Source organism: Prosthecobacter sp. (assembly GCF_044232965.1).
GTDB lineage: Bacteria > Verrucomicrobiota > Verrucomicrobiia > Verrucomicrobiales > Verrucomicrobiaceae > Prosthecobacter.
Map to the genome: position 1 here is coordinate 1 of NZ_JBIIKX010000093.1, position 20,906 is coordinate 20,906.

The window sequence follows — 20,906 nt, forward strand, 5'->3', positions numbered from 1 at the left end:
TGGACACGCTTGAGAGCGCCACAAGGTTCCATCATGCGAATCGGCCACCAACAGCACCCAGGCCGCGAAGAAGACTGGCCCCCAAGTTTTGGCCTTTTTAACCCCTCTTTTTCAACAGGCTGCTAGGTGGAGCCGCGTGGATTGATGAGGCCAAAAGGACGTTTTGTGACGTGCCCCACAAAACGAATCATTCGGCCTTCTGCCAGCGTATGAGCTAACTCGCTCATGAAACGACCCATCCTTGCCCTCACCCTCCTTCTCACTGCCACCGCGCATGCCGATGTATCGCTGCCCGCAACGTATTCGGATCACATGATTCTCCAGGCTGATGCGGCGGTGCCGGTTTGGGGCTGGGCGGCTGCGGGGGAGGACGTGAGTGTTTCGATCGCGGGCCAGACGAAGTCGGTGAAGGCGGACGACAAGGGCGAGTGGCGCGTGAAGCTCGACCCGCTGAAGTCGGGCGCGAGCACGACGATGACGGTGAAGGGCAAAAACACGATCACGATCCAGGACGTGCTCGTGGGCGAGGTGTGGCTGTGTTCGGGGCAGTCGAACATGGCGTGGACGGTCGGCAGGTTGCGTGCCTTCAAGGATGAGCAGGCCACCGCGAATGCGCCGCAGCTTCGAATGTTTGTGGAGTCGTCCGGCGGCGCGGGTGAGAGCAATGTGAAGCCGCGTGGTGAGTGGAAGCTGACCACGCCGGAGAATCTCGCCAACTTCAGCGCCACGGCGTATTTCTTTGGCCGGCATCTGCACCGCGAGCTGAAGCAGCCCGTCGGTTTGCTTGTGTCCGCCGTGGGCGGCACGCCGATCCAAAACTGGATCAGCCCGAAATCGCAGCGCACGCATCCAGAGATGGCGAAACCCTTCACGGCGATGGATGCATCAATGAAAACCTGGACGCCGGAGCGCGCAAAAGAGCTTTATGCGCGACAGCTCGAAGGCTGGCAAAAATTGGCCGACAAGGCCAAGGCGGAGAACAAGCCCGCGCCCCCGAAACCCGCATCGACTCCTGATCCTCGCTCCCGAGCCCCTGGAAACCTCTTCAATGGCAAAATCGCCCCGCTGGCCGGTTACGCGATCAAGGGCGCGATCTGGTATCAGGGCGAGTCGAATGCCTTCACCGTCGAGGGTGGCAAGTTTTACGCCGAGCAGCTTCCGATGCTCGTCAAAGACTGGCGCGAGCACTGGGCGCAGGGCGATTTCCCCTTCGCGTGGGTGCAGCTGCCGAACTTCCACAACGAACGCTTCCTCGGCTGGTGCGAGGTGCGTGAATCCATGCTGAAGACGCTCGCCGTGCCGCACACCGGCATGGCGATCTGCCTCGATCTCGGCGACCCGAAAGACATTCATCCGCAAAACAAACAAGAGGTCGGCCGCCGCCTCGGCTTGTGGGCGCTGGCGAAGGTTTACGGCCAAAACATGGCGTGGAGCGGCCCTTTGCCCAAAGCGCCGCAGTTTGAGAACGGGGCTGCGGTTTGCACTTTCGAGCACGCGGAGGGCCTCAAAGCCCGCGCAGGCCAGATCGAAGGCTTCGAACTCGCCGGAGCCGACCAAACCTTCCATCCCGCCACCGCAAAGATCGAGGGCGAGAAAGTCATCGTCACCTCGCCGGAGGTGAAAACACCCGTCGCCGTGCGCTACGCCTGGAAAGACGATCCGAAGGCGAATCTCGTGAACAGCGCGGGACTGCCGGCCTCGCCATTCCGCAGTGATGGGTGGTAGGGAGGCAGGCAGGCGGACATGAAGCGGAGCGGCTGGGTGCGTAAAAGTCGAGTTTGTCTGTCAGACTTTGCCTCCAGCGGGAGTCTGTTGGTATATGCAGGATTCCTCAGCCAACCACGAAACCTTTCTCACGCTGCTGTTGCGGCATGAGGGGATGGTGCGTGCCGCCATCCGTGCGGTGGTGCATCGGGCGGAGGATGTGGATGAGGTGATGCAGGCAGTGAGCATTGTGGCTTGGCGGAAGTTTGATTCGCTAACGGATGCGGAGGGCTTTGGGCACTGGGTTTGCATGATCGCTCGCTACGAAGTGCTGAAGTTTCAGCGTGAGCGGGCGCGGGACCGGTTTGTCCTGGATGAGGCGCTGGTGGAGCGGATTTTGGAGGAGGGCGCGGAGGAGGGCGCGGCTCGCGGGAGGCGGCTGATGCTGCTGGAGCATTGTTTGGAAAAGCTGCCGGAGGCGCGGCGGGAACTGCTGATGCAGGTTTATTCACCGGGCTGCACGACGCGAGCGGTGGCGGAGCGGATGGGCAGATCGGAGGACGGGCTTTATCAATTGCTGCGGCGCTTGCGGCTGGAACTGAAGCGCTGTGTGGAACTCGGCCTGGTCGAGGAAGGAGGTGCCGCATGAGACCGCGTGACCTGGAAGTGCTGGACGCATGGCGGCACGGGCGCTTGTCGGAAGACGAGTTTGCCGCTTTGCAGGATCGACTGCGGGACGATGCGTCGCTGCGTGCGGCACTTCGGGAGCTGGCCGAGGTGGAGGAGGGCTTGAGCGCGTTGGCCATGGCGCGGGCGACTGCACCTGCGAGCCGACCGAAGCCAAAAGCCGTGACGTTTCGCTCAAACTGGCTGCCTTGGGGCATCGCGGCGGCGGCTTGTGTGGTGGCGGTGGCCTCCTGGTGGTCGCCGCATGATGCGCGGCAGGACAAAGCGATCTCGCAGGGAGCGTCAACGACTGCTCGTGAGGTGACGGCCATGCTGGTGGATGAAGCGGGCGCAGTCTTTGCGTGGCCAAGGCAGCCGGGCGAAGTGCGCTTTGATCCAGGGAGCTATGAGCTGGAGTCCGGCACGGTGCATCTGCGCTATGTCAATGGTGCGGACCTCGTGGTGGAGGGGCCAGCACGATTTGAGATTCGCGATGCCTTCCGCACGGATCTGGCGGCGGGCCGGGTGCGGGCGATCGTGCCGCCGACGGCGCATGGCTTTACGGTGGTGACGCGGGACGTGGCTTATGAGGATGTGGGCACGGAGTTCGGCCTGAGCGTCGATGCAGCCTCGGGGGCGAGCCAGATGCATGTGTTTGATGGTCAGGTGAATCTGCGCAGCGGTGATGCCTCGGGCGAATTGCTGCGGAGTGTGTTTGTCGGAGATTCGGTGGGCTTTCGCGAAGGTCAGGTGGAGGAGGTTTCGGAGATGGATGTGGGTGAGTTTCCCTCGCCTGGGGACATCGGGCATCTGCGCTGGGCCTCGCAGCGGAAGGAGCGGCTGGCTGATCCAGGTTTGATCGCCTGGTTTCCGTTTGAGCGCGGCGGGAATGCCTCGCTGTTGGTGAATGTGGCTCGCGATCACGGCGTGCCGGATGGTCGTATCGCAGGTGCTCGTTGGGCCACGGGACGCTGGCCTGGGAAACAGGCGCTGTGGTTTGATCGAGACAGTGATTTCGTGGAGATCGAGATCCCCGGTGAACACTCAGAGCTGACAGTGGCGGTATGGCTAAAGGTGGACCGGTTCGAGCATGAGATGAATGCCATCCTGAACTCGAATGGAGCCGATGCGGGCGATGTGCATTTTCAGATGAACCGGCTTGGATTGCCGCGCGGTGGTTTGTTAGGATTGGAGCGACCGCATCAGCGCTGGGTGGGGAATCCGGTGCCGATGGGAAAATGGGTGCAGGTGGTTTCCGTGCTCTCCTTGCCGCAGCGGCGTCATGTAATCTACGTCAACGGGCTACCGGTGCTGAAGTCCGAGTTGGAAAAGGGTGATCTGCTGCTGAAGCCGGGTCACTGCCGCCTCGGTAACTGGCTGGGTGATGCACACTTCCGAGATGGCTCTTCCCGCGCCTTATGCGGTCTGGTGGATGAGCTTACCATCTGGAATCGTGCTCTCTCTGCAGAGGAAGTGGCCGCGCTGTTAGAGAGCGGTCGCCCCAGCCTGCTGTGGTCGCACGACAATCCGCCGTTGAAGGTGCCGATGCCGAAACTCTAGCCCCGAGATCTATTTCCGATGCCCCACACGTCCCTATTCCTTCTATCTGCTCTCGCTTTTCTGAGTCTGTCTGTCGCTGCCGAGGAGTCCGTGAACTACGAAGAGCACATCAAGCCTATCTTCCGTGAGCATTGTCTGAAGTGTCATGGAGACGACGAACAGAAGGCCGATCTGAATCTTCAATCTCATGCCAGCACGTTGAAGGGCGGCAGCGGGGGTGTGGCGGTGGTGGCGGGGCGTTCCAGCCAGAGCCTGCTTTTCCAATCCATCACCGATCCCGATGACGATGCGCGGATGCCGCCGAAGAAGCCGGCGATTCCGCAGGCGCAGACCGCGTTGATTCAAAAGTGGATCGACACCGGGCTGCGCGAGACTTCGGCGAGCCAGTCGATGGTGGCGGAGCGGGATTTGAGTTTCAAACCGGAAACGAATGCGGGCGGGAAGCCTGCGGTGCCGGTCATGCCGGGTGCATTGCCAGAGGTGAAGCTGCCGACGATGAAGCGTCCGCTTCCGGTGCTGACCCTGGATGCCAGTCCCTGGGCTCCGCTGGCGGCCGTGGCGGGGCAGGATCATGTGCGGTTGATGAATCTCGACACGCAGGCTGAGGCCGGGCGTCTGTCTTTTCCCGAGGGCGAGCCGCATCTGCTGCGCTTTAGCCGGGATGGCGCGGTGCTCATGGCGGCGGGCGGCCGGCCGGTGGAACTCGGCAAGGTGGTGCTCTTCGATGTGAAGACCGGCAAACGCCTAGCTTTAGTCGGTGATGAGGTGGATGCGGTGCTCGCTGCGGATTTGAGCGCGGATCAAAAGAGCGTGGCGCTCGGCGGTGCGGGCAAGCTGGTGAAGGTCTATGACACGACGAGCGGCAAACTGCGCTACAAGATCGAGAAGCACACGGATTGGATCATGGCGGTCGCTTTCAGCCCGGATGGCAAAACTCTGGCCACGGCGGATCGCGCTGGCGGCCTGCATCTTTGGGAAGCGGCGAGCGGTCGCGCCCTGCTGAGCCTGAACGAACACAAGGCCTCCATCCGCGCTCTGGATTGGCGTGCAGACTCCAAACTTCTGGCCTCTGCGGGTGAAGATGGCCTCATCGTCTGGTGGGATGTGAAGGACGGCTGGCCTGCGATCAGCAAAGCCGACGCGCATCCGCCGGCTCGTGCACCAGGGACGTATGGCAAGATCGCCAATGGTGTGCTGGCAGCACGTTTCGATCACGAAGGCCGGTTGTGCACCGCTGGGCGGGATCGAAGGGTTCGTCTCTGGGACGCAGGTGGCAAGGAAATCCAATCTTTTGCCATCGCCGACGCCCAACCTCTCAGCGCAGCACTTTCCTTCGACGGCAAAAAGCTCATCGGCGGCGACACCGCGGGAAACGTCCACTTTTGGAACCTGGAGACGAAGAAATGAAATCAGCCGCCAATCGCAACGCCATTCCCCAACAACCACGACTCACTCATTCATGAACTCCTCCACAAAACTCCACCAAGGCTGCGCTGGCTTCCGCGCGATGCCACGTCGTCAGGCCATCCAGGCGGGTGTGCTCGGCGCACTCGGGCTTTCCATGGGCGATTTGTTTCGTCTGCAGGCCGCTGACAAATCGGGCATGACGATGGCGTCTGGCAAGAAGCTCGCAGCCCGTGCCAAAAGCGTGATTCAGATCCATCTGCCCGGCGGATTTCAGCAGCACGAGTCCTTTGATCCGAAGCCGGAGGCTCCGGTGGACATCAGGGGAGCCTCGGGCGTCATCAAGACGAAAACGGGAGAGATCCTGTCCGATAACTTCCCAATGACTGCGAAGATCGCGGACAAGGTCACGCTATTGCGCAGTGTCGTGGGGCGCGTGCCAGACCATGGCATCGCTTCCTATCATTTGCACACGGGCTACACTCCCACGGCGGTCATCGATTACCCGCAGATGGGCTCGATCATTTCGCATGAGCTGGGTCAGCGCGGTGAACTGCCGCCTTATGTCGCCATCCCGGGCAAGAACGGATTCGGTGGCGGCACCGGCTTCCTGAGCAGCACCTACGGTCCTTTCGAACTGAACGCCGACCCGATGAAGGGCTACAAGGTGCAGGACTTTTCCATTCCAGGGAACGTGTCGCTGGAGCGCTTCGACCAGCGGCAGGCGGCGCGGCAGTTGGTGGAGAAGCGCCTGCGAGCGCTGGAGTCGGACCCCGAACTCCTCAGCACCATGGACGACTTTTACAAGCAAGCCTACACGCTGCTCACCAGCGAGCGGGCGCAGGCCGCCTTCACGCTGGATGATGTGAGCGAGGCGGATTTTCAGCTCTACGGCAGCCACGTCACTGGCGGTGTGAAGGGACCCGATGGCAAATACCACACCAAGGGCCTCGCGGAGAAGCTCATCATCGCGCGGAAGTTGGTGGAGTCCGGCGTGCGCTTTGTCACCACGACGTATGGCTCGTGGGACTGCCATGTGGACGTGAAAAAGAGCACACTCGATCAAATGGCACCACTGGATCACGGCATCGCCGGTCTCATCACCGATCTCGATCAGCGCGGCTTGTTAGACAGCACCATCGTCTGGGTCACGAGTGAGTTTGGTCGCACACCGAAGATCAACAAGGACTCCGGGCGCGATCACCACTCTCGCTGCTATTCCATGCTCATCGCAGGTGGCGGTTTCACACGCGGTCAGGTGTATGGCAGCAGCGACTCCACCGGTGCCGAACCCGCCCGAGATGCCCTGCCGCTGGAAGATCTGCTGTTCACCATCTACCACCAGCTCGGCATCGACGCGAACAAGGAGCTGCTCGCCTTCGGCACACGCCCCATCGAGATCGTTCTCGGCAAACTCGCTCCAGGTTTGATCGCATAAAGCGCATGAAACGATCGTTTCTCATCACAATCCTGGCTTTCGCCCTCACCACACCGCTCAGCGCCATGCTGAAGCACATCGAGCGTGTCACGCCGCGCATCGGCCAGCGTGGGACCACCGTGGATGTTGTCATTCAGGGAGCCCATCTCGTTGATCCCAAAGAGATCATCTTTGATCGGCCTGGCATCCGTGCCGTTTCCATCGAGCCAATGACGAAGCTGCCCAAAACAACGGCCTTGATGCACGGTGCCCGCATCGAGGAGGAAGTGAAATGCCGCTTTGAGATCGCGCCGGACTGCGTGCCGGGTGAGCATCGTTTCCGCATGCGCACGGCCACCCAGCTCACTTCGTTGGCCACGTTTCATGTCACGCCTTTTCCCACCGTGGATGAGGAGGAAACCAAGACCACCAGCAACGGCACACCTGCCACCGCGCAGTCCGTTCCCACCAACGCCACCATTCGCGGTCGCTTGAGCGATAGTGTCAAAGGCGATGTGGACGTCTTCCGCGTGCCAGCTCGCGCCGGTGAGCGGCTCTCCGTGGAGGTGGATTGCGTGCGTCTGACCGATGTGCACTACGGAGACTCCGAGTTCGACACCGCAGTCCGCGTGCTCGATGCCTCAGGCAAAGAAATCGCCGCGAACGACGAAAACCCACTTCATGTCCAGGACCCCCTTCTCAGCGTGAAACTGCCCGCCGAAACGAAGGATCACGTTTTTGTCGAAATCCGGCGCTCTGTCTTCGTGCAGCAAGATACCGCTTACGCCATGCACATCGGCACCTTTGAGCGTCCGCTGGCTGTGTATCCCGCAGGCGGCCAGGCCGGACAAAAACTCGCCGTGAAGTTCCTCGGCGATCCACTTGGCGAAAAGGCCGCCGAGATCGCCATTCCAAGTCAAACCGGCACCTTCGAGCATTTTGGCGATGCGCCATCATTTATGCGGTTACGCTCGTTTGCGGCTCCCAATGTCCTCGAAGTGGCTGAGGCAGCCGAAACATCGGTCCCGCAGCTACCCTCCGCGCTCAATGGCCGCCTCGACAAGCCAGGCGACAAGGACAGCTTTCGCGTGACAGTCGAAAAGGGCGACCGCTTCCGAGTGCGCGCTTATTCGTCCACGCTTGGCTCGCCGCTTGATGTCGCGCTGAGCATTCGCAAAGCCGACGATGCCAAAGCCGAAGTCACCGCCGATGATTCCGACCTCATGCTCGCCGACCGCGACATTTACGGTCCCAATTTCCGCTCCCGGGGTGGCCTCAGCGAGGTCTTTGATCCCTCCGTCATCTGGGAGCCAAAGGCGGACGGCGACTACCTCATTGAGGTGCGCGACACCAATGGCTTCGGTGCCGCCACCGGTGTGTATCGCATCGAAATCGATACGCCGCCGGATGCAGTTTTTGCCCTCTTGCGCAGTGCCGCGTTTGATTGGGCTGAATCGGGCCGCTTCACGTCGCTCGCCGTGCCGCAGGGCAATCGCTGGACGTTTAATGTCGCACTGCCCACTGGCCAGGGCTCGCGTTTTCGTGGTGAAATGGAAGTCGTCGCCAAAGGCCTGCCCGCTGGCGTGACGCTTGGCAACACGCGCATTTACCGGGGCGGCATCTCGGGGTGGCCCGTGGAACTCGTTGCCGGGCCGGATGCCAAACCCGGTGGCGCCGTCATCACTTTGGAGCTGCATCCCACCGACCCCAAACAGAGAATCGAGACCGCATCCATGCAGTGGGTGCCCTTCATCAACCACTCCGGCGGCGATGCCTGGCGAGCGGTGAAAGTGGATCGCTTCATCATGGCCGTCACCGATCCCGCACCCTTCAGTATTGAGTTGCAACCACCCACCATCCCGCTCGTGCGCGGCGGCGAGCTGGGTATCCCGGTGAAGATCACCCGGCGCGCCGGATTCACCGAGCCCATCGAGATCAAATGCGATTATGAGCCCGGCGGTGTCATTCTTCCGCCGGCCGAAACCATCCCTGGCGACCGCAGCGAGACCGTTGTGCGCATCAGTGCCACGACCAACGCCCAGCTTTGGAAAGGCCCGCTCACCGTCATTGGCACCACCTTGCGGGAAACGAACGCCTACCTCGGCACTGGCGAGATCCGCGTCTCCGCACCGGCGATTCACATCACCATCGCCGAGCCCTACCTCACGCTCGCCAGCGAACCCGCCAGCGTGCGCCGCAGCGGCAGTGCCGAGTATCGCTGGACCGTCACCCCGAAGAGCCCCTTTGAGGGCGAAGCCGTCGTGAATCTCTTCGGCCTGCCGAAAGGCGTCAGCGTCCGCGAGCCGCTCCCCCGCATCACCGCAGCATCGAAAGAAGTCGTCTTCCAACTCCAAGCCACCGACGAAGCCCTCCTCGGCCCCGTCACCGACCTCGAATGCGAAATCACTATCAAAGCCGCCGGCCAGGAAATCCGCCAACGCACCGGTAAAGGCAACCTGCGGATTGATCCGAAGCTGTGAGCGGAGGGATCGAGTCATGAAATCGCACCACTCCACCGATCCATTTTCCCGTCCATCTCCACGCCACATGAAGCTCACGCTCCTCACGTTCCTGCTCCCCGCAACGCTTCTCGCGGAGGTCTCCCCCAGCTTTCGCCAGGACGTCATGCCCATTCTTTTCCGCGCTGGTTGCAATGCCGGCACCTGCCACGGTGCGGCCAAGGGCAAAGACGGCTTCATGCTCTCGCTCTTCGGCTACGATCCCGCTGGCGACTACCACCGTATCGTCAACGACATCGCCGGACGCCGCATCAATCCCGCCATGCCCGAGCGCAGCCTGCTCCTGCTCAAGTCCCTCGGCAAAGTGCCGCACACCGGCGGCGAGATTTTCTCCACGGAAAGCCCCTACTACCGCACCTTGCTCGACTGGATCGCCGCCGGTGCACCCGACGATGCGCAAAACGTCCCCGACACCACCGGGCTCGAAGTCTCCGACGAGCGCTTTGTCTTTGAAGGCAAAACCACCCACGCCCAGCTCCGCGTCTTCGCCCACCAGAGCGATGGCTCGAAGCGCGATGTCACCAACCTCGCGATCTACCACTCGAACAATCCCGCCGTCGCCACCATCGACGAGAATGGCCGCGTCGGTGCCGCCGCGTCTGGAGACACCCACGTCTTCGCCCGCTACAGCCGCTTCGCCATCGGAGCCAGCGTCACTGTGCTGAAGGCCGACAACTTTGTCTGGCCGAACCCCACCGCGCACAACTACATCGACAAGCACCTCTTTGAGCGTCTGCAAAAGCTCCGCATCGCCCCATCCGAGCTGTGCGATGACGAGACCTTCCTCCGACGCGTCACTCTCGATCTCGTCGCACGCCCACCCACGCCCGAGGAATACCGCTCCTTCATGGCCGACACCAGCAAGGACAAACGCACGGCCAAGATCGATGCCCTGCTCGCCGACAATGCCTTTGCCGACCTCTGGACCTCGCTCTGGGGCGAGCAACTTCGCATCATGGGCGGAGGTTACGCTCCCGATGCCACGCACATCAAAGCCGCCGACGCCTTTTACGAATGGATCCGCCGCCAGATGCGCCAGGGCAGGCCGCTCAATGAGTTCGTCGCCGAGATGGTGAACTCCGCCGGCAGCAATCTCTCCAACGGCCCCGTCAATCTCTACACCATGCTCGTGCACAAGCCGCAAATCGAGCCCAAGGCTCTCGCCGCCGATTTCTCCCAGGTCTTTCTCGGTGTGCAGCTCCAATGCGCCGAGTGCCACAACCATCCCTTCGATCGTTGGAACATGAACGACTACTACGGCTTCGTTTCCTTCTTCACGGGCATCAACCGCAAACCCGGTGCCGAACCGCGCGAGAAGCGCATCTTCTGGGATACCAGCAAGCCGCCTGCCTCACACCTCGTCGATGGTCGCCCCATGCAGCCGAAGACCATCGGCGCTGTCGAACCCGTCAAATACGACGGCGACCCACGTGCCGCACTCGCTCAATGGCTCACTTCACCCGAGAACGAACTCTTCAGCCGTAACCTCGCCAACCGCATCTGGGCGCAGCTCATGGGCCGTGGCATCATCCATCCCGTCGATGACGTGCGCGTGACCAATCCACCTGTCAACGAGCTCCTGCTCGCCGACCTCGCCGCGCATCTCGTCGCCTCCAAGTTTAGCCTCCGCTCCCTCGTGCGCGACATCTGCGCTTCCCGCGCTTATCAGCTCAGCTCCACGCCGAACGACACCAACCGCCGCGACAACCGCCAGTTCTCCCGCGCTTATCTCCGCCGCCTCCGTGCCGATGTCTTCATCGACAGCGTCGTCGCCGTCACCGGCATCCCTCGTGGCATGGGCAACTTCCCCGAAGGCACTCGCGCCATTGATTATTACCCACGCAGTGTTGGCGGCACCGAGGGGCCGAACTTTGGCGACAACGTCTTCAAATGCCTCGGTCGCAGCGCCCGCGGCAGCGTTTCTTCCAGCGAGACCAAAACTGCCCCCACCATCTCCCAAGCCCTGCATCTCAGTGTCGGCGACACCATCCAGCCCCGCCTCGGGTGCAACGGCCTTTTGCAAGCCTATGTGAAGGGCAAGACCCCGCCCGCCAGCGCCATTGAGGAACTCTTTATCCGCTGCCTCGCCCGCAAGCCGACCGGCGAAGAACTCACCGGCTTCCAGCAGCGCATCCCCGAACCACCCGCCACCCCCCAGCCCTACGAAGACCTCGTCTGGGCGCTGCTGAACTCAACAGAGTTCATGTTCAATCATTGATCTCCAAAGGAAGGCTGTAGGCCGCTGGATTGGTCGCCTGCATTGCAGCAGGGGTGGTCTTTGACAAAGGCATGCGCGCAGGAGAATAACTCCTCACGCCATTCTTCTGTCCTCATTCTCCTGTCGAACCTGTCTTTTGAATCTGATGAAACGTCTTCTCGGTCTTCTCATTTTTGTCGCCAACACCCTTCACGCGGTGGATCTGGCTTTGACCTCGCCGCTCGATTATCAGGTCGTGCAGCGGAGCAGTCCGGGGAAAGGCTTGCTGCGCATTGCGGGTGAGTTGTCGGAGGCGGTGTCTTTGCCTGATGTGGCGATGGAGGCGCGGGTGGTGAGTGAGAAGGATCAGACATCTTGGCAGCGTGTGGGTGGCTCGGTGTCGGGGAAGAAGTTGTCGGGCGCTGTCGAGGTACCAGCGGGTGGCTGGTGGCGGCTTGAGGTGCGGGTTTCGCAGGGTGGGAAGCAAATCGCGCTCGGCAGCGTTGCGCATGTGGGCATTGGCGAGGTGTTTGTGATCGCGGGGCAGTCGAACTCGGCGAACCACGGCCAGGAGAAGCAGGTGACGAAGTCGCGGCGCGTGGCGTCCTTTGATGGCAGCGCGTGGCGCATCGCGGATGATCCCCAGCCCGGCGCGAGCGGTGGTGGCGGCAGTTTGGTGCCGGCGTTCGCGGATGCGGTGGTGGCGAAGGAAAACGTGCCTGTCGGCATCATCGCGTGTGGCATCGGCGCGACGAGCGTGCGCGAGTGGTTGCCGAAAGGCGCGACGTTTCCGAATCCGCCGACGCTGGTGAGTCGCGTGGAGCAGTTGCCAAGCGGCCAGTGGGCCAGCAAGGGTGCGGCGTATGAGGCTTTCATCGCGCGGATGAAGTCGGTGGGCCCACAGGGCTTCCGTGCGGTGCTCTGGCACCAGGGCGAGAGCGATGCGAATCAGAAGGACACGACGCGCACGCTGTCGGGAAAGCTTTACCGCGAGTGCTTGGAGAAAATCATCCGCGATTCACGGCGCGACATCGGCTGGAGCGCGCCGTGGTTTGTGGCGCAGGCGAGTTATCACGTGCCGGGCGATGAAGGCAGCGATGACATCCGCGCCGCGCAGGCCTCTCTGTGGCGCGACGGCCTCGCATTCGAAGGCCCCGACTCCGATGCGCTGAAAGGCAAACTCCGCGAGCGCGATGGCCAAGGCGTTCACTTCAGCGGCGAGGGTTTGCGAGTTCATGGCGCGAAATGGGCCGAGAAGGTGCTGCCGTGGCTCGCCAAACAATGGACCGAGCCTCGCCAAACGAACGATGGCACCGAGTGGAGCGATTTTGCGCAGCTTCCCGAATGCCACAGCCTCGGCTGGGTGAGCGCGAACGTGCAGACGAAGGACACGAAGAGCTGGAACGGCGTGCTCGACGAGGCGAAGTGGGGCACGCCCGATCCGCAGCAAGTCGTGGGACGCAACTGGGACTGGAAAGTGAGCGAGGCGCAGTGGCGCGAGGCGGTGAAGCAAAAAGGCGAAGGCCGGCGCGAGGAGGTGCGCTTCGATCTGTGGTTGCCGAAGAACCTCCAAACCGCTCGCGGTATCGTCGTGATGTCCGGCCACGGCAGTGGCGAAGGTCTCTTCAAGCGCGCTGACCTGCGTGCGCTCGCGCAGGAGCTGGGGCTCGCCTTGGTCAAGTTCACCGGCAATCCGATGCAGCGCGGCTTTTGGCCTCAAAGCCTGCTTTTCGAGCATTTGGTGCATGTTGGCGAAAAAAGCGGCCATCCCGAGCTACAACACGCGCCGCTCTTTCTCTACGGCCACTCGAACGGCACCGGTTTCTCCGCCATTTTCACGTCGTATGTGCCGGATCGTGTGTGGGGCTGGGTTTCAATGCGTCCGGGCACGACGTTTCAAGTTTACCAGCCCGAAGCCGCCCAAGTCCCCGGCCTCGTCATCTTCGGCGAGGACGATCCTTTCCTCGCGCGACCTTCCAAAGAGGAAAACCTCGCCGTGGTGCCCGCGCTGCGAAAAAACCATCGCGCCCTCTGGAACCTCGCCGTCGAGCCCAAGACCGGCCACGGCCCCGGCGAAAAGACCTGGCCGCTCGTGTTCAGTTTCCTGCGCCACACCTTCACCGCCCGCGTCCCCGCCGATGCGAATGCCACAGGCGGCCCCGTGAAGCTCAACGCCATCACTCTCGAAAGCGGCCACCTCGGTCAAAACTGGCAGACGAAGCCCGGCGGGTATCAAAAGCTCCTCACCGCGCCTTTCGCGGATTTCGCTGAAGACAAGTCCACCGCCTCCTGGCTGCTCAATGCCGATTATGCGAAGGATTGGCAGCAGTTTCAAAGCACGGGTGAGATCAAGAAGTAGGTCCAGGAGATGGCATCAAAAGGGTTCACATTCCCACCCCCGAAGTGCTATTGCTTTCCGTGCCGAGGGCATCGGCGATCCGTCGGACAGCAAAATATTCGGGAAGTCGCAGGCGTGATCATACATACCTTCATGAATGCCCTCTGACTCTTCGCCGCCTGACCCTGGCTTGCCGCTCTCTGCTGAGCGGCAGGAGGAGTTTGTGCGGTTGCTGAATGAGGCACATGGGCTGCTGCTGCGGTATGTGATGACGCTGCTGGGGAACCGGCATGATGCGGAGGATGTGCTGCAACGTGCCAGCGTGGTGATGTGGCGTCGGTTTGACAGCTTCGAGCCGGGCACGGATTTCATCGCCTGGGCCACGACGGTCGCATTTTATGAGGTGAGGAACTTTCAGCGCATCACGGGGCGCTGCCGGCTGGAGTTTGATGAAGAACTCATGGAAACCCTAGCCGCCGAGCGGGTGCAGCATGTGCGCCAGTGGTGCGCACGCACGGAGGCGCTGGAGCATTGCGTGGAGAAGCTGGACGCCGCGAGCCGCACCTTGGTGGAGGCCATTTACACCGATGGCACGCAGGCCATCGAAGTCGCCCGGCAACAAGGCTGCGCCCCGAAGACCATTTACAACAAACTCAACTTCATCCGCCGTGCGCTCGCTGAATGCGTGCAACGGCGGCTGGCGGAGGCCACGACATGAAAACAGATGCTCCACCCGAATGGCACCGGCTCTTCAATGCCGCGCTCAACGACCAGCTCAGCCATGCCGAGCGTGAGCAACTCGCCACCGTTCTCAAATCCAGCGCCGAGGCCCGCCAGCTCTGGTTTCTGTATCAGGACAATGAATGCTCACTCGCCGAGTTGAAGCCACGCCGCCAGGCAAAGGCACAGCACACGGGTTTGTCTTGGCTCGCCTGGCGTCCGCTCGCAGCAGCGGCGGCAGGACTGGTGCTTGGGATGTTTTGCACGTCAGTGGTGTTCGGCTATGTCGTGCCTCGCGTAGTGGCCAAGGAAAAGCGGCTGTTCCCGTTGAGGAATGGTGACTTCGAGCAGAGCGGCGGTGCGTTGCCGGCCAATCCTCCGGCAAGTTTCAACATCTGGTCGGGCGATGGTGCGGAGGTCATTGCGGAGTCTGGGGAAGTCAGCCCAAAATCAGGCCGACGGATGTTGCGCTTCACGCGTGCGGAGACCGATCCACACACGGCTCAAGGATTCCCCGCCCGGTGCGATGTGTATCAACTGATGGATCTGCGCGAGGTCTGGGGGCAGGTGGCCGCCGACGATGAGGTCACGCTCGAGGTGCGCGCTGCGTTCCTCGATTCCGACAGCCGCTCGGAGGGAAGCGGCACCTTCCGCTGCCGACTTCTTGTTAATCCGGGTTCGCCGGACGAAGTGCGCGCTGGATGGCCGGACTCCAGGTTTGAAGGTTGCGCCTACGCCAGGAGTGATTTGCGGAACGGCCCTGCGACCCGTGGGCAGTGGCGGACGGCAACGGCAAAGGTCATTCTGCCACGAAATGCGCAAGTGGCCGCCGTTCACCTGGGGGTGATTCGATTCACCGACGATCCGCAACCGGGCGCGAAGTTCGGTGATTGCTACTTGGATGATGTCAGCCTGACGGTCACGGCGCGGCCTCTTCGTCAAAAAGAATAGTTCCCAGCTCCCCTTTCCCATGAAAACACCTCTCAAACTCATCCTGATGCTTCTGTTGGGATCTTTCGCCGTGCTGGATGCGGCGGAAGAGCGACCAAGGCCTGCCTACGAGCAACTTGTCCAGACACGGATCAACGAGGCCATCGCCGCCACATCCCAGCTTTCCGAAGAGTTCTGGAAATCGCGTCCCGGCCAGGCGATCCACATGGCCATCCTGCTCCTGGCGGAGAACAGGAAACTCGACGTGGCGGAGCAGATCATCGCGGATCATTGCGGCAATCCGCTCACCACCTACGTCGGCAAGCCCGTGCCGCAAAGCCGCAACGAGGCCGTGTTCCGCATCTACCTGATGGAAAAAACCCGCGAGCGGCTCAGCCCGAAGGCCAGGGAAGCGATCGAAGATTTCGCCTGGATGCTGCTGACCAAATACAACCGCAACATCACCCGCGCCGACGCCGACAAGTCGTTCTGGCTTTTCAGCAGCAGCGAGAACCATTACCTGAACGACCGCCGCCGCTACACGCAGGCGCTCCAGATCGTGCGGATGTCGCCACGCTATGGCCCGAACCACAAGCTCGGCGAGGAGACCATCGAAGCTCATTACCAAGCGTGGACTCAGTTCTGGATTCGTTACTTCGAGGCCCGCGCCGGGGAAGGCACGGACATGGAAATCGCCCACCCCAGCTCGTATGGCATCTGCACCGTGGGCGTGTATTACGATTTGCATGATCTGACCGATTCGCCTCGTCTGCGTGAGCTGGCCGGCAAGTTCCTGACGCTCTACTGGGCGGAAGTGGCCGCGGAGTTCGAGCCGCGCACCGGCCAGAGGGCACTGGCAGGCACGCGCAATCCCGATTTCACCGGCAACCTGACCGGCTGGGCCAGGAACCTCCTCTACGCCTACGGTTGGAATGACCTCGGCTGGCAGGGAGACTCCCTCGGTCTGCTGCCCTTTCTCCTCAGCAGCTACCGGCCACCGGAAATCCTCCGCGCCATCGCCCATGATCCGAAGCGCGGGAGTTATCAGACCACGTCCCGCCGCGCCTTGATGATCGAGAGTGAGGAAAGGGAAAAATCGGGCGTCATCGTCTTCGACAAGAACGGCGACGGCCATTTCCGCCGCGATGTCTTCTACACGCCCGATTACACGCTCAGCACCATGACGCTCGATCCATCGCGGAAATACAACAACACCGGCGACCTAGCGCAGGTGATGGGTGTGACCTTCGCCGCCGATGTGAACGCGAGGATCGTCGTGACGAGCACAGGCTACTATGCCAAACGCGCGATCAGCGGCATCACCGGCACCGCCGTCTCGATCATCGCGCGGGATCCGAACGCGAAGCCCGGACGCGGACGCTTCATGAGCGAGGGCACCCGCGTGTTCATCCGCAAGGGGCCGCTATGGGACAACCGCGTCGAGGATGCCTCCGGCTGGTTCTTTACCCGCGCTGGCGACGCCTTCGCTGCCATCCGAATGCCCGAGGGTTACACCGCCACCACCCGCACCTACATCTGGCCCGGGCGAAAGCTCGAAGAGGCGGAAGAGAAGAACGGTCACTTTCTCGAACTCAAAGACATGTGGGCACCCATCGTCATCCAGATGGGGCGCGCGGCGGACTACAAGAGCTTCGAAGCGTTCCAAGCATCAGTGAAGGCCAGAAAGTTCGAGTATGAGAACGGCAAGCTGACTTACGAATCCGAGGCGAAGGACGGCTATGAGTATTGGGCCAACAGCAAGCAACTGCCGAAGATCAACGACACCACAGTTAACCTAAATCCCGCGAAGACCTATGACTCGCCTTACCTGTCTATGAAACATGGCGAGAGCAAGGCGGTGATCAAATGCCCCGGCTACGACGATGTGGTGTTGGAATTTTGAAAACTGAGAGGAAAAACAAATGAAACAATCAGCCATGAAACATGCACTCATCACTGCCCTGTTGCTGGCACCGCTGGTGCCGCAGGCACTGCAAGCCGCCGCACCGCCGTCCCCCCAGCGCAACGTCGTCTTTCTTCTCGCCGATGATTTGCAGGCGGATTGCCTGGGAATGCTCGGGCATCCGGTCGTCAAGACACCGAACCTCGACAAACTGCTCGAAAACGGATTCGCGTTCCGCAACGCCTACACGCTCGGCTCAAACCAGCCCGCGGTCTGCCTGCCCAGCCGCACGATGATTCTGACCGGGGAGAGTTATCTGCGCAAGAATCCCACCGCCACGCCGACACTGGCGCAGACCATCAAAGCCGCCGGATACGCCTCGATTCGCAGTGGCAAGTTTCACGCCAATCCGAACGATCTCGACAAGGATTTTGACCAGCATGTGGACGGCGGTGAGGACGCCGCGAGCAATGCCGACAATATCATTGCCTTCATCAAGGAACACGCCGGGCAGAAACCGCTGTTTCTCTATTTCGCACCCAATGAGCCGCACATTCCTCACCATGCCACCGACGAGTTTTACCAGATGTATAAACCGTCTGACATTCCCCTGCCGGTCAACTTCCTGCCGTTGCATCCCTTCAATAATGGCTATGTGACGGGGGAAGGCGAGCGGCAGTTGCCGTGGCCGCGCACCCGGGAGAACGTCACTGAAAAACTCGCCCGTTACTATGCTTCCGTGTCCTATTTCGACCAGCAGGCCGGGCGCATTATCGAGGCGTTGAAACAAGCCGGCCAGTTCGAGAACACCATCTTCATCATGGCTGGCGACAATGGCATGTCGTTGGGCGAACACGGCTTGGTCGCCAAACAGAATGTCTATGAGTTTGGCGGTATGCATGTGCCGTTGATCTTTGCCGGCCCCGGCATCGCCAAAGGCGATTCCAAGGCGCTCGCCTACTTGTTTGATGTCTATCCGACGCTCTATGAACTGGCCGGCATTCCTGTGCCTGCGGAACTGGACGCGAAGAGCCTCGCACCGGTCATCAAGGGTGCTCAGCCAAGAGTGCGCGATTGCCTGTTTACCGCCTATGGAGTTAGCCAGCGTTCCATCCGGGATGACCGGTGGAAATTGATCCGCTATCCGCGTATCGACAAAACCCAGCTCTTCGACCTGCAAGCCGACCCGCACGAGATGGATGACCTCGCCGGCAAGCCGGAATCCGAGGGCAAAATCAAGGAGCTCACCGCTTTGCTGGAAAAGACGCGGCGGGAATACGGCGACACGGTGCCGCTGCAGGTCCGCCACCCAGAGCCGGCCGCATGGACTCCACCAGCACCCGGCAGCGAACCAACTAAGAAAGAAAAGAGAAACAAAAAACCATGAAACACGCTCTCATCACCCTGAAAGCCTGCCTGCTCCTCTGCACACAAGCTTTCGCTGCGGCAGCGGAGAGCCGTAGCGAAGCGAAGACAGCCGGAGGCAACCCCAATATCATCTACATCCTCTGCGACGACCTCGGCTACGGCGACGTGAAGTGCCTCGGTGGTGATCGCAGCAAGATCGCCACGCCGAACATCGACAAGCTCGCCGCTGGCGGCATGATCTTTACCGAGGCGCACAGCAGTTCAGCGGTTTGCACGCCGACCCGTTACGGCATCCTCACCGGCCGCTACAACTGGCGGCGACTGAAAGCAGGCGTTCTGAATGGTTACAGCGCCCCGCTCATCGCCGAGGATCGTCTCACGGTGCCGGCCTTCCTCAAGCAGCACGGCTACACGACGGCCTGCATCGGCAAATGGCACCTCGGCATGGATATTGATCCGAAGAATCCGATGGCGCCGGTTGGCAACGGCCCGACGACGCGCGGGTTCGATTCGTATTTCGGCATCAGCGCATCATTGGACATGCCGCCGTTTGCTTTCATCGAAAATGACCGCTTCACCGAGGCTCCGACCGTTGAAAAGAAATTCGGGCGCAAGGGTGCTGCGGCTCCGGGCTTCGAGGCCATGGATGTGTTGCCGATGCTGGCGCGCAAGGCGTCGGAATACATCGCCGCGAAGTCGAAGGAACCCGCGCCGTTTTTTCTCTACCTGCCGCTGACCTCCCCGCACACGCCCATCCTGCCCACGAAGGAATGGCAGGGCAAAAGCGGCATCAGTGCCTACGCGGATTTCGTCATGGAGACCGACTGGGCCTTGGGCGAAGTGCTCGCCGCGCTCGATAAGGCGGGCATCGCGGACAACACGCTCATCTTCTTCACCAGCGACAACGGCTGCTCGCCCGCCGCGAATGTGCCGGAACTGGAAGGCAAAGGCCACTTCCCCAGCGAACTGCGACGCGGCTACAAAGCTGAAATCTGGGACGGCGGTCACCGCATCCCCTTCATCGTGCGCTGGCCGGCGAAAATCAAAGCCGGCAGCCGCACCGACCAAATCACCTGCCTCACCGACCTCATGGCCACCAGCGCGGAAATCGTCGGTGCGAAACTCCCCGACAACGCGGGCGAAGACAGCGTGAGCCTCCTGCCGGTGCTGCTCGGCACCGCGAAGGAACCCGTGCGCGAGGCCATCGTGCATCATTCCATCCGCGGCGTTTTCGCCATCCGCCAGGGGAAATGGAAACTGGAGTTCTGCAAAGATTCCGGCGGCTGGAGCAAGGGCGGCGCGGTCGAAACCGACGGTCAACTCTACGACATGAGCAAGAATGTGGGCGAACGCACGAACGAATACGCCCAGCATCCTGAAATCGTCGCCAAGCTCACCGCGCTGCTCGAGAATTACGTGGCCAAAGGACGCAGCACACCGGGAGCAAAGCAGCAAAACGATCTGCCTGTGAATGCAGCCAAGAAAGTAACTGGTGACGGCAGCAGAAAGAAGAAGAGCCAATAATCCAACAGAGCATGCCAAACATGGCCCCGTGAAAACCCTGCTCGGCACGAGGCTCACCGCGCTACAAGCTGCCGACTCACCTCGGCAAAAAACAATATCCTCGTCATCCTCGGCGAGGACCTTGGTTACGGCCATTGGCAGTGCAATAACCCCGAGCGCGGTAAGATCCCCACGCCGAACATCAACAAGCTCGATGGGCAGATCAATGCGCTGAGACGATGAACGAAACGTGGTGGAACAAAAGGACTCTTCGGAGCCGTTCATCATGACACTCATGAACCGCCGCCATCTCCTCACCCGCCCCGCAGGCACGCTTGCGGCATGGTTGCTACCGGCCTCCGCAGCCAGCGCGAAAATGAAGACCGTGTGGGGTATTGCCGAGCTTTGGCAGTGGCTGTATGAGAAGCAGCCGCAACTGAGTGAAAACGAGCGCTGGTTCGGTCTCGACAATCACAGCCTGCTCCCGCATCTCAGTGGCTCGCCCAGGCTGAGTCTGGAGACGATTTGAACCGCCGCGATGAAGGAGCAGCCCTAGCAGCCTGTTGAAAAAGAGGGGTTAAAAAGGCCAAAACTTGGGGGCCAGTCTTCTTCGCGGCCTGGGTGCTGTTGGTGGCCGATTCGCATGATGGAACCTTGTGGCGCTCTCAAGCGTGTCC

14 protein-coding genes are annotated in these 20,906 nt (G+C 61.3%); all 14 read left to right on the top strand.

Going from position 1 to position 20,906, the window contains the following annotated elements; all coding sequences use genetic code 11:
* Window positions 1-225: 225 nt before the first annotated feature.
* Window positions 226-1,725 (top strand): sialate O-acetylesterase, encoded by a 1,500-nt coding sequence (locus ACILSI_RS24155; protein WP_395724489.1) that lies wholly within the window; start codon window positions 226-228, stop codon window positions 1,723-1,725.
* Window positions 1,726-1,819: 94 nt separating this feature from the next.
* A complete protein-coding gene (locus tag ACILSI_RS24160; RefSeq protein WP_395724490.1) occupies window positions 1,820-2,353 on the top strand; it encodes a sigma-70 family RNA polymerase sigma factor in 534 nt (177 codons plus the stop codon).
* Window positions 2,350-3,930 carry a LamG-like jellyroll fold domain-containing protein gene (locus tag ACILSI_RS24165; RefSeq protein ID WP_395724491.1) on the top strand — a complete coding sequence of 527 codons (1,581 nt, stop codon included), beginning with the start codon at window positions 2,350-2,352 and terminating at the stop codon, window positions 3,928-3,930. Before ACILSI_RS24160 ends, ACILSI_RS24165 begins: the two co-directional genes overlap by 4 nt.
* Window positions 3,931-3,948: 18 nt before the next feature.
* Window positions 3,949-5,337: a c-type cytochrome domain-containing protein gene (locus ACILSI_RS24170; protein ID WP_395724492.1), complete on the top strand. Its 1,389-nt coding sequence runs from the start codon at window positions 3,949-3,951 to the stop codon at window positions 5,335-5,337.
* 52 nt (window positions 5,338-5,389) lie between these two features.
* Window positions 5,390-6,772 carry a DUF1501 domain-containing protein gene (locus ACILSI_RS24175; protein ID WP_395724493.1) on the top strand — a complete coding sequence of 461 codons (1,383 nt, stop codon included), beginning with the start codon at window positions 5,390-5,392 and terminating at the stop codon, window positions 6,770-6,772.
* Between the two features lie 5 nt (window positions 6,773-6,777).
* Window positions 6,778-9,231, top strand: a complete 2,454-nt coding sequence (locus tag ACILSI_RS24180; protein WP_395724494.1) for a serine protease — start codon at window positions 6,778-6,780, stop codon at window positions 9,229-9,231.
* 67 nt (window positions 9,232-9,298) lie between these two features.
* Window positions 9,299-11,488, top strand: coding sequence for a DUF1549 domain-containing protein (locus ACILSI_RS24185; protein ID WP_395724495.1), 2,190 nt, complete (start codon window positions 9,299-9,301; stop codon window positions 11,486-11,488).
* 145 nt (window positions 11,489-11,633) lie between these two features.
* Complete coding sequence (locus ACILSI_RS24190) at window positions 11,634-13,826, top strand: sialate O-acetylesterase (protein WP_395724496.1); 2,193 nt, start codon at window positions 11,634-11,636, stop codon at window positions 13,824-13,826.
* A gap of 169 nt (window positions 13,827-13,995) precedes the next feature.
* Window positions 13,996-14,523: a sigma-70 family RNA polymerase sigma factor gene (locus ACILSI_RS24195; protein WP_395724497.1), complete on the top strand. Its 528-nt coding sequence runs from the start codon at window positions 13,996-13,998 to the stop codon at window positions 14,521-14,523.
* Entirely contained in the window at window positions 14,520-15,476 is a 957-nt protein-coding gene (locus ACILSI_RS24200; RefSeq protein WP_395724498.1) for a hypothetical protein, read from the top strand. The genes ACILSI_RS24195 and ACILSI_RS24200 overlap by 4 nt, the downstream gene beginning before the upstream one ends.
* Before the next feature lie 19 nt (window positions 15,477-15,495).
* Window positions 15,496-17,358, top strand: a complete 1,863-nt coding sequence (locus ACILSI_RS24205; RefSeq protein ID WP_395724499.1) for a hypothetical protein — start codon at window positions 15,496-15,498, stop codon at window positions 17,356-17,358.
* Window positions 17,359-17,392: 34 nt separating this feature from the next.
* Window positions 17,393-18,745 (top strand): sulfatase-like hydrolase/transferase, encoded by a 1,353-nt coding sequence (locus tag ACILSI_RS24210; RefSeq protein WP_395724500.1) that lies wholly within the window; start codon window positions 17,393-17,395, stop codon window positions 18,743-18,745.
* Window positions 18,742-20,250 carry an arylsulfatase gene (locus ACILSI_RS24215; RefSeq protein ID WP_395724501.1) on the top strand — a complete coding sequence of 503 codons (1,509 nt, stop codon included), beginning with the start codon at window positions 18,742-18,744 and terminating at the stop codon, window positions 20,248-20,250. The genes ACILSI_RS24210 and ACILSI_RS24215 overlap by 4 nt, the downstream gene beginning before the upstream one ends.
* Before the next feature lie 274 nt (window positions 20,251-20,524).
* Complete coding sequence (locus tag ACILSI_RS24220; RefSeq protein ID WP_395724502.1) at window positions 20,525-20,758, top strand: hypothetical protein; 234 nt, start codon at window positions 20,525-20,527, stop codon at window positions 20,756-20,758.
* Window positions 20,759-20,906 lie beyond the last annotated feature (148 nt).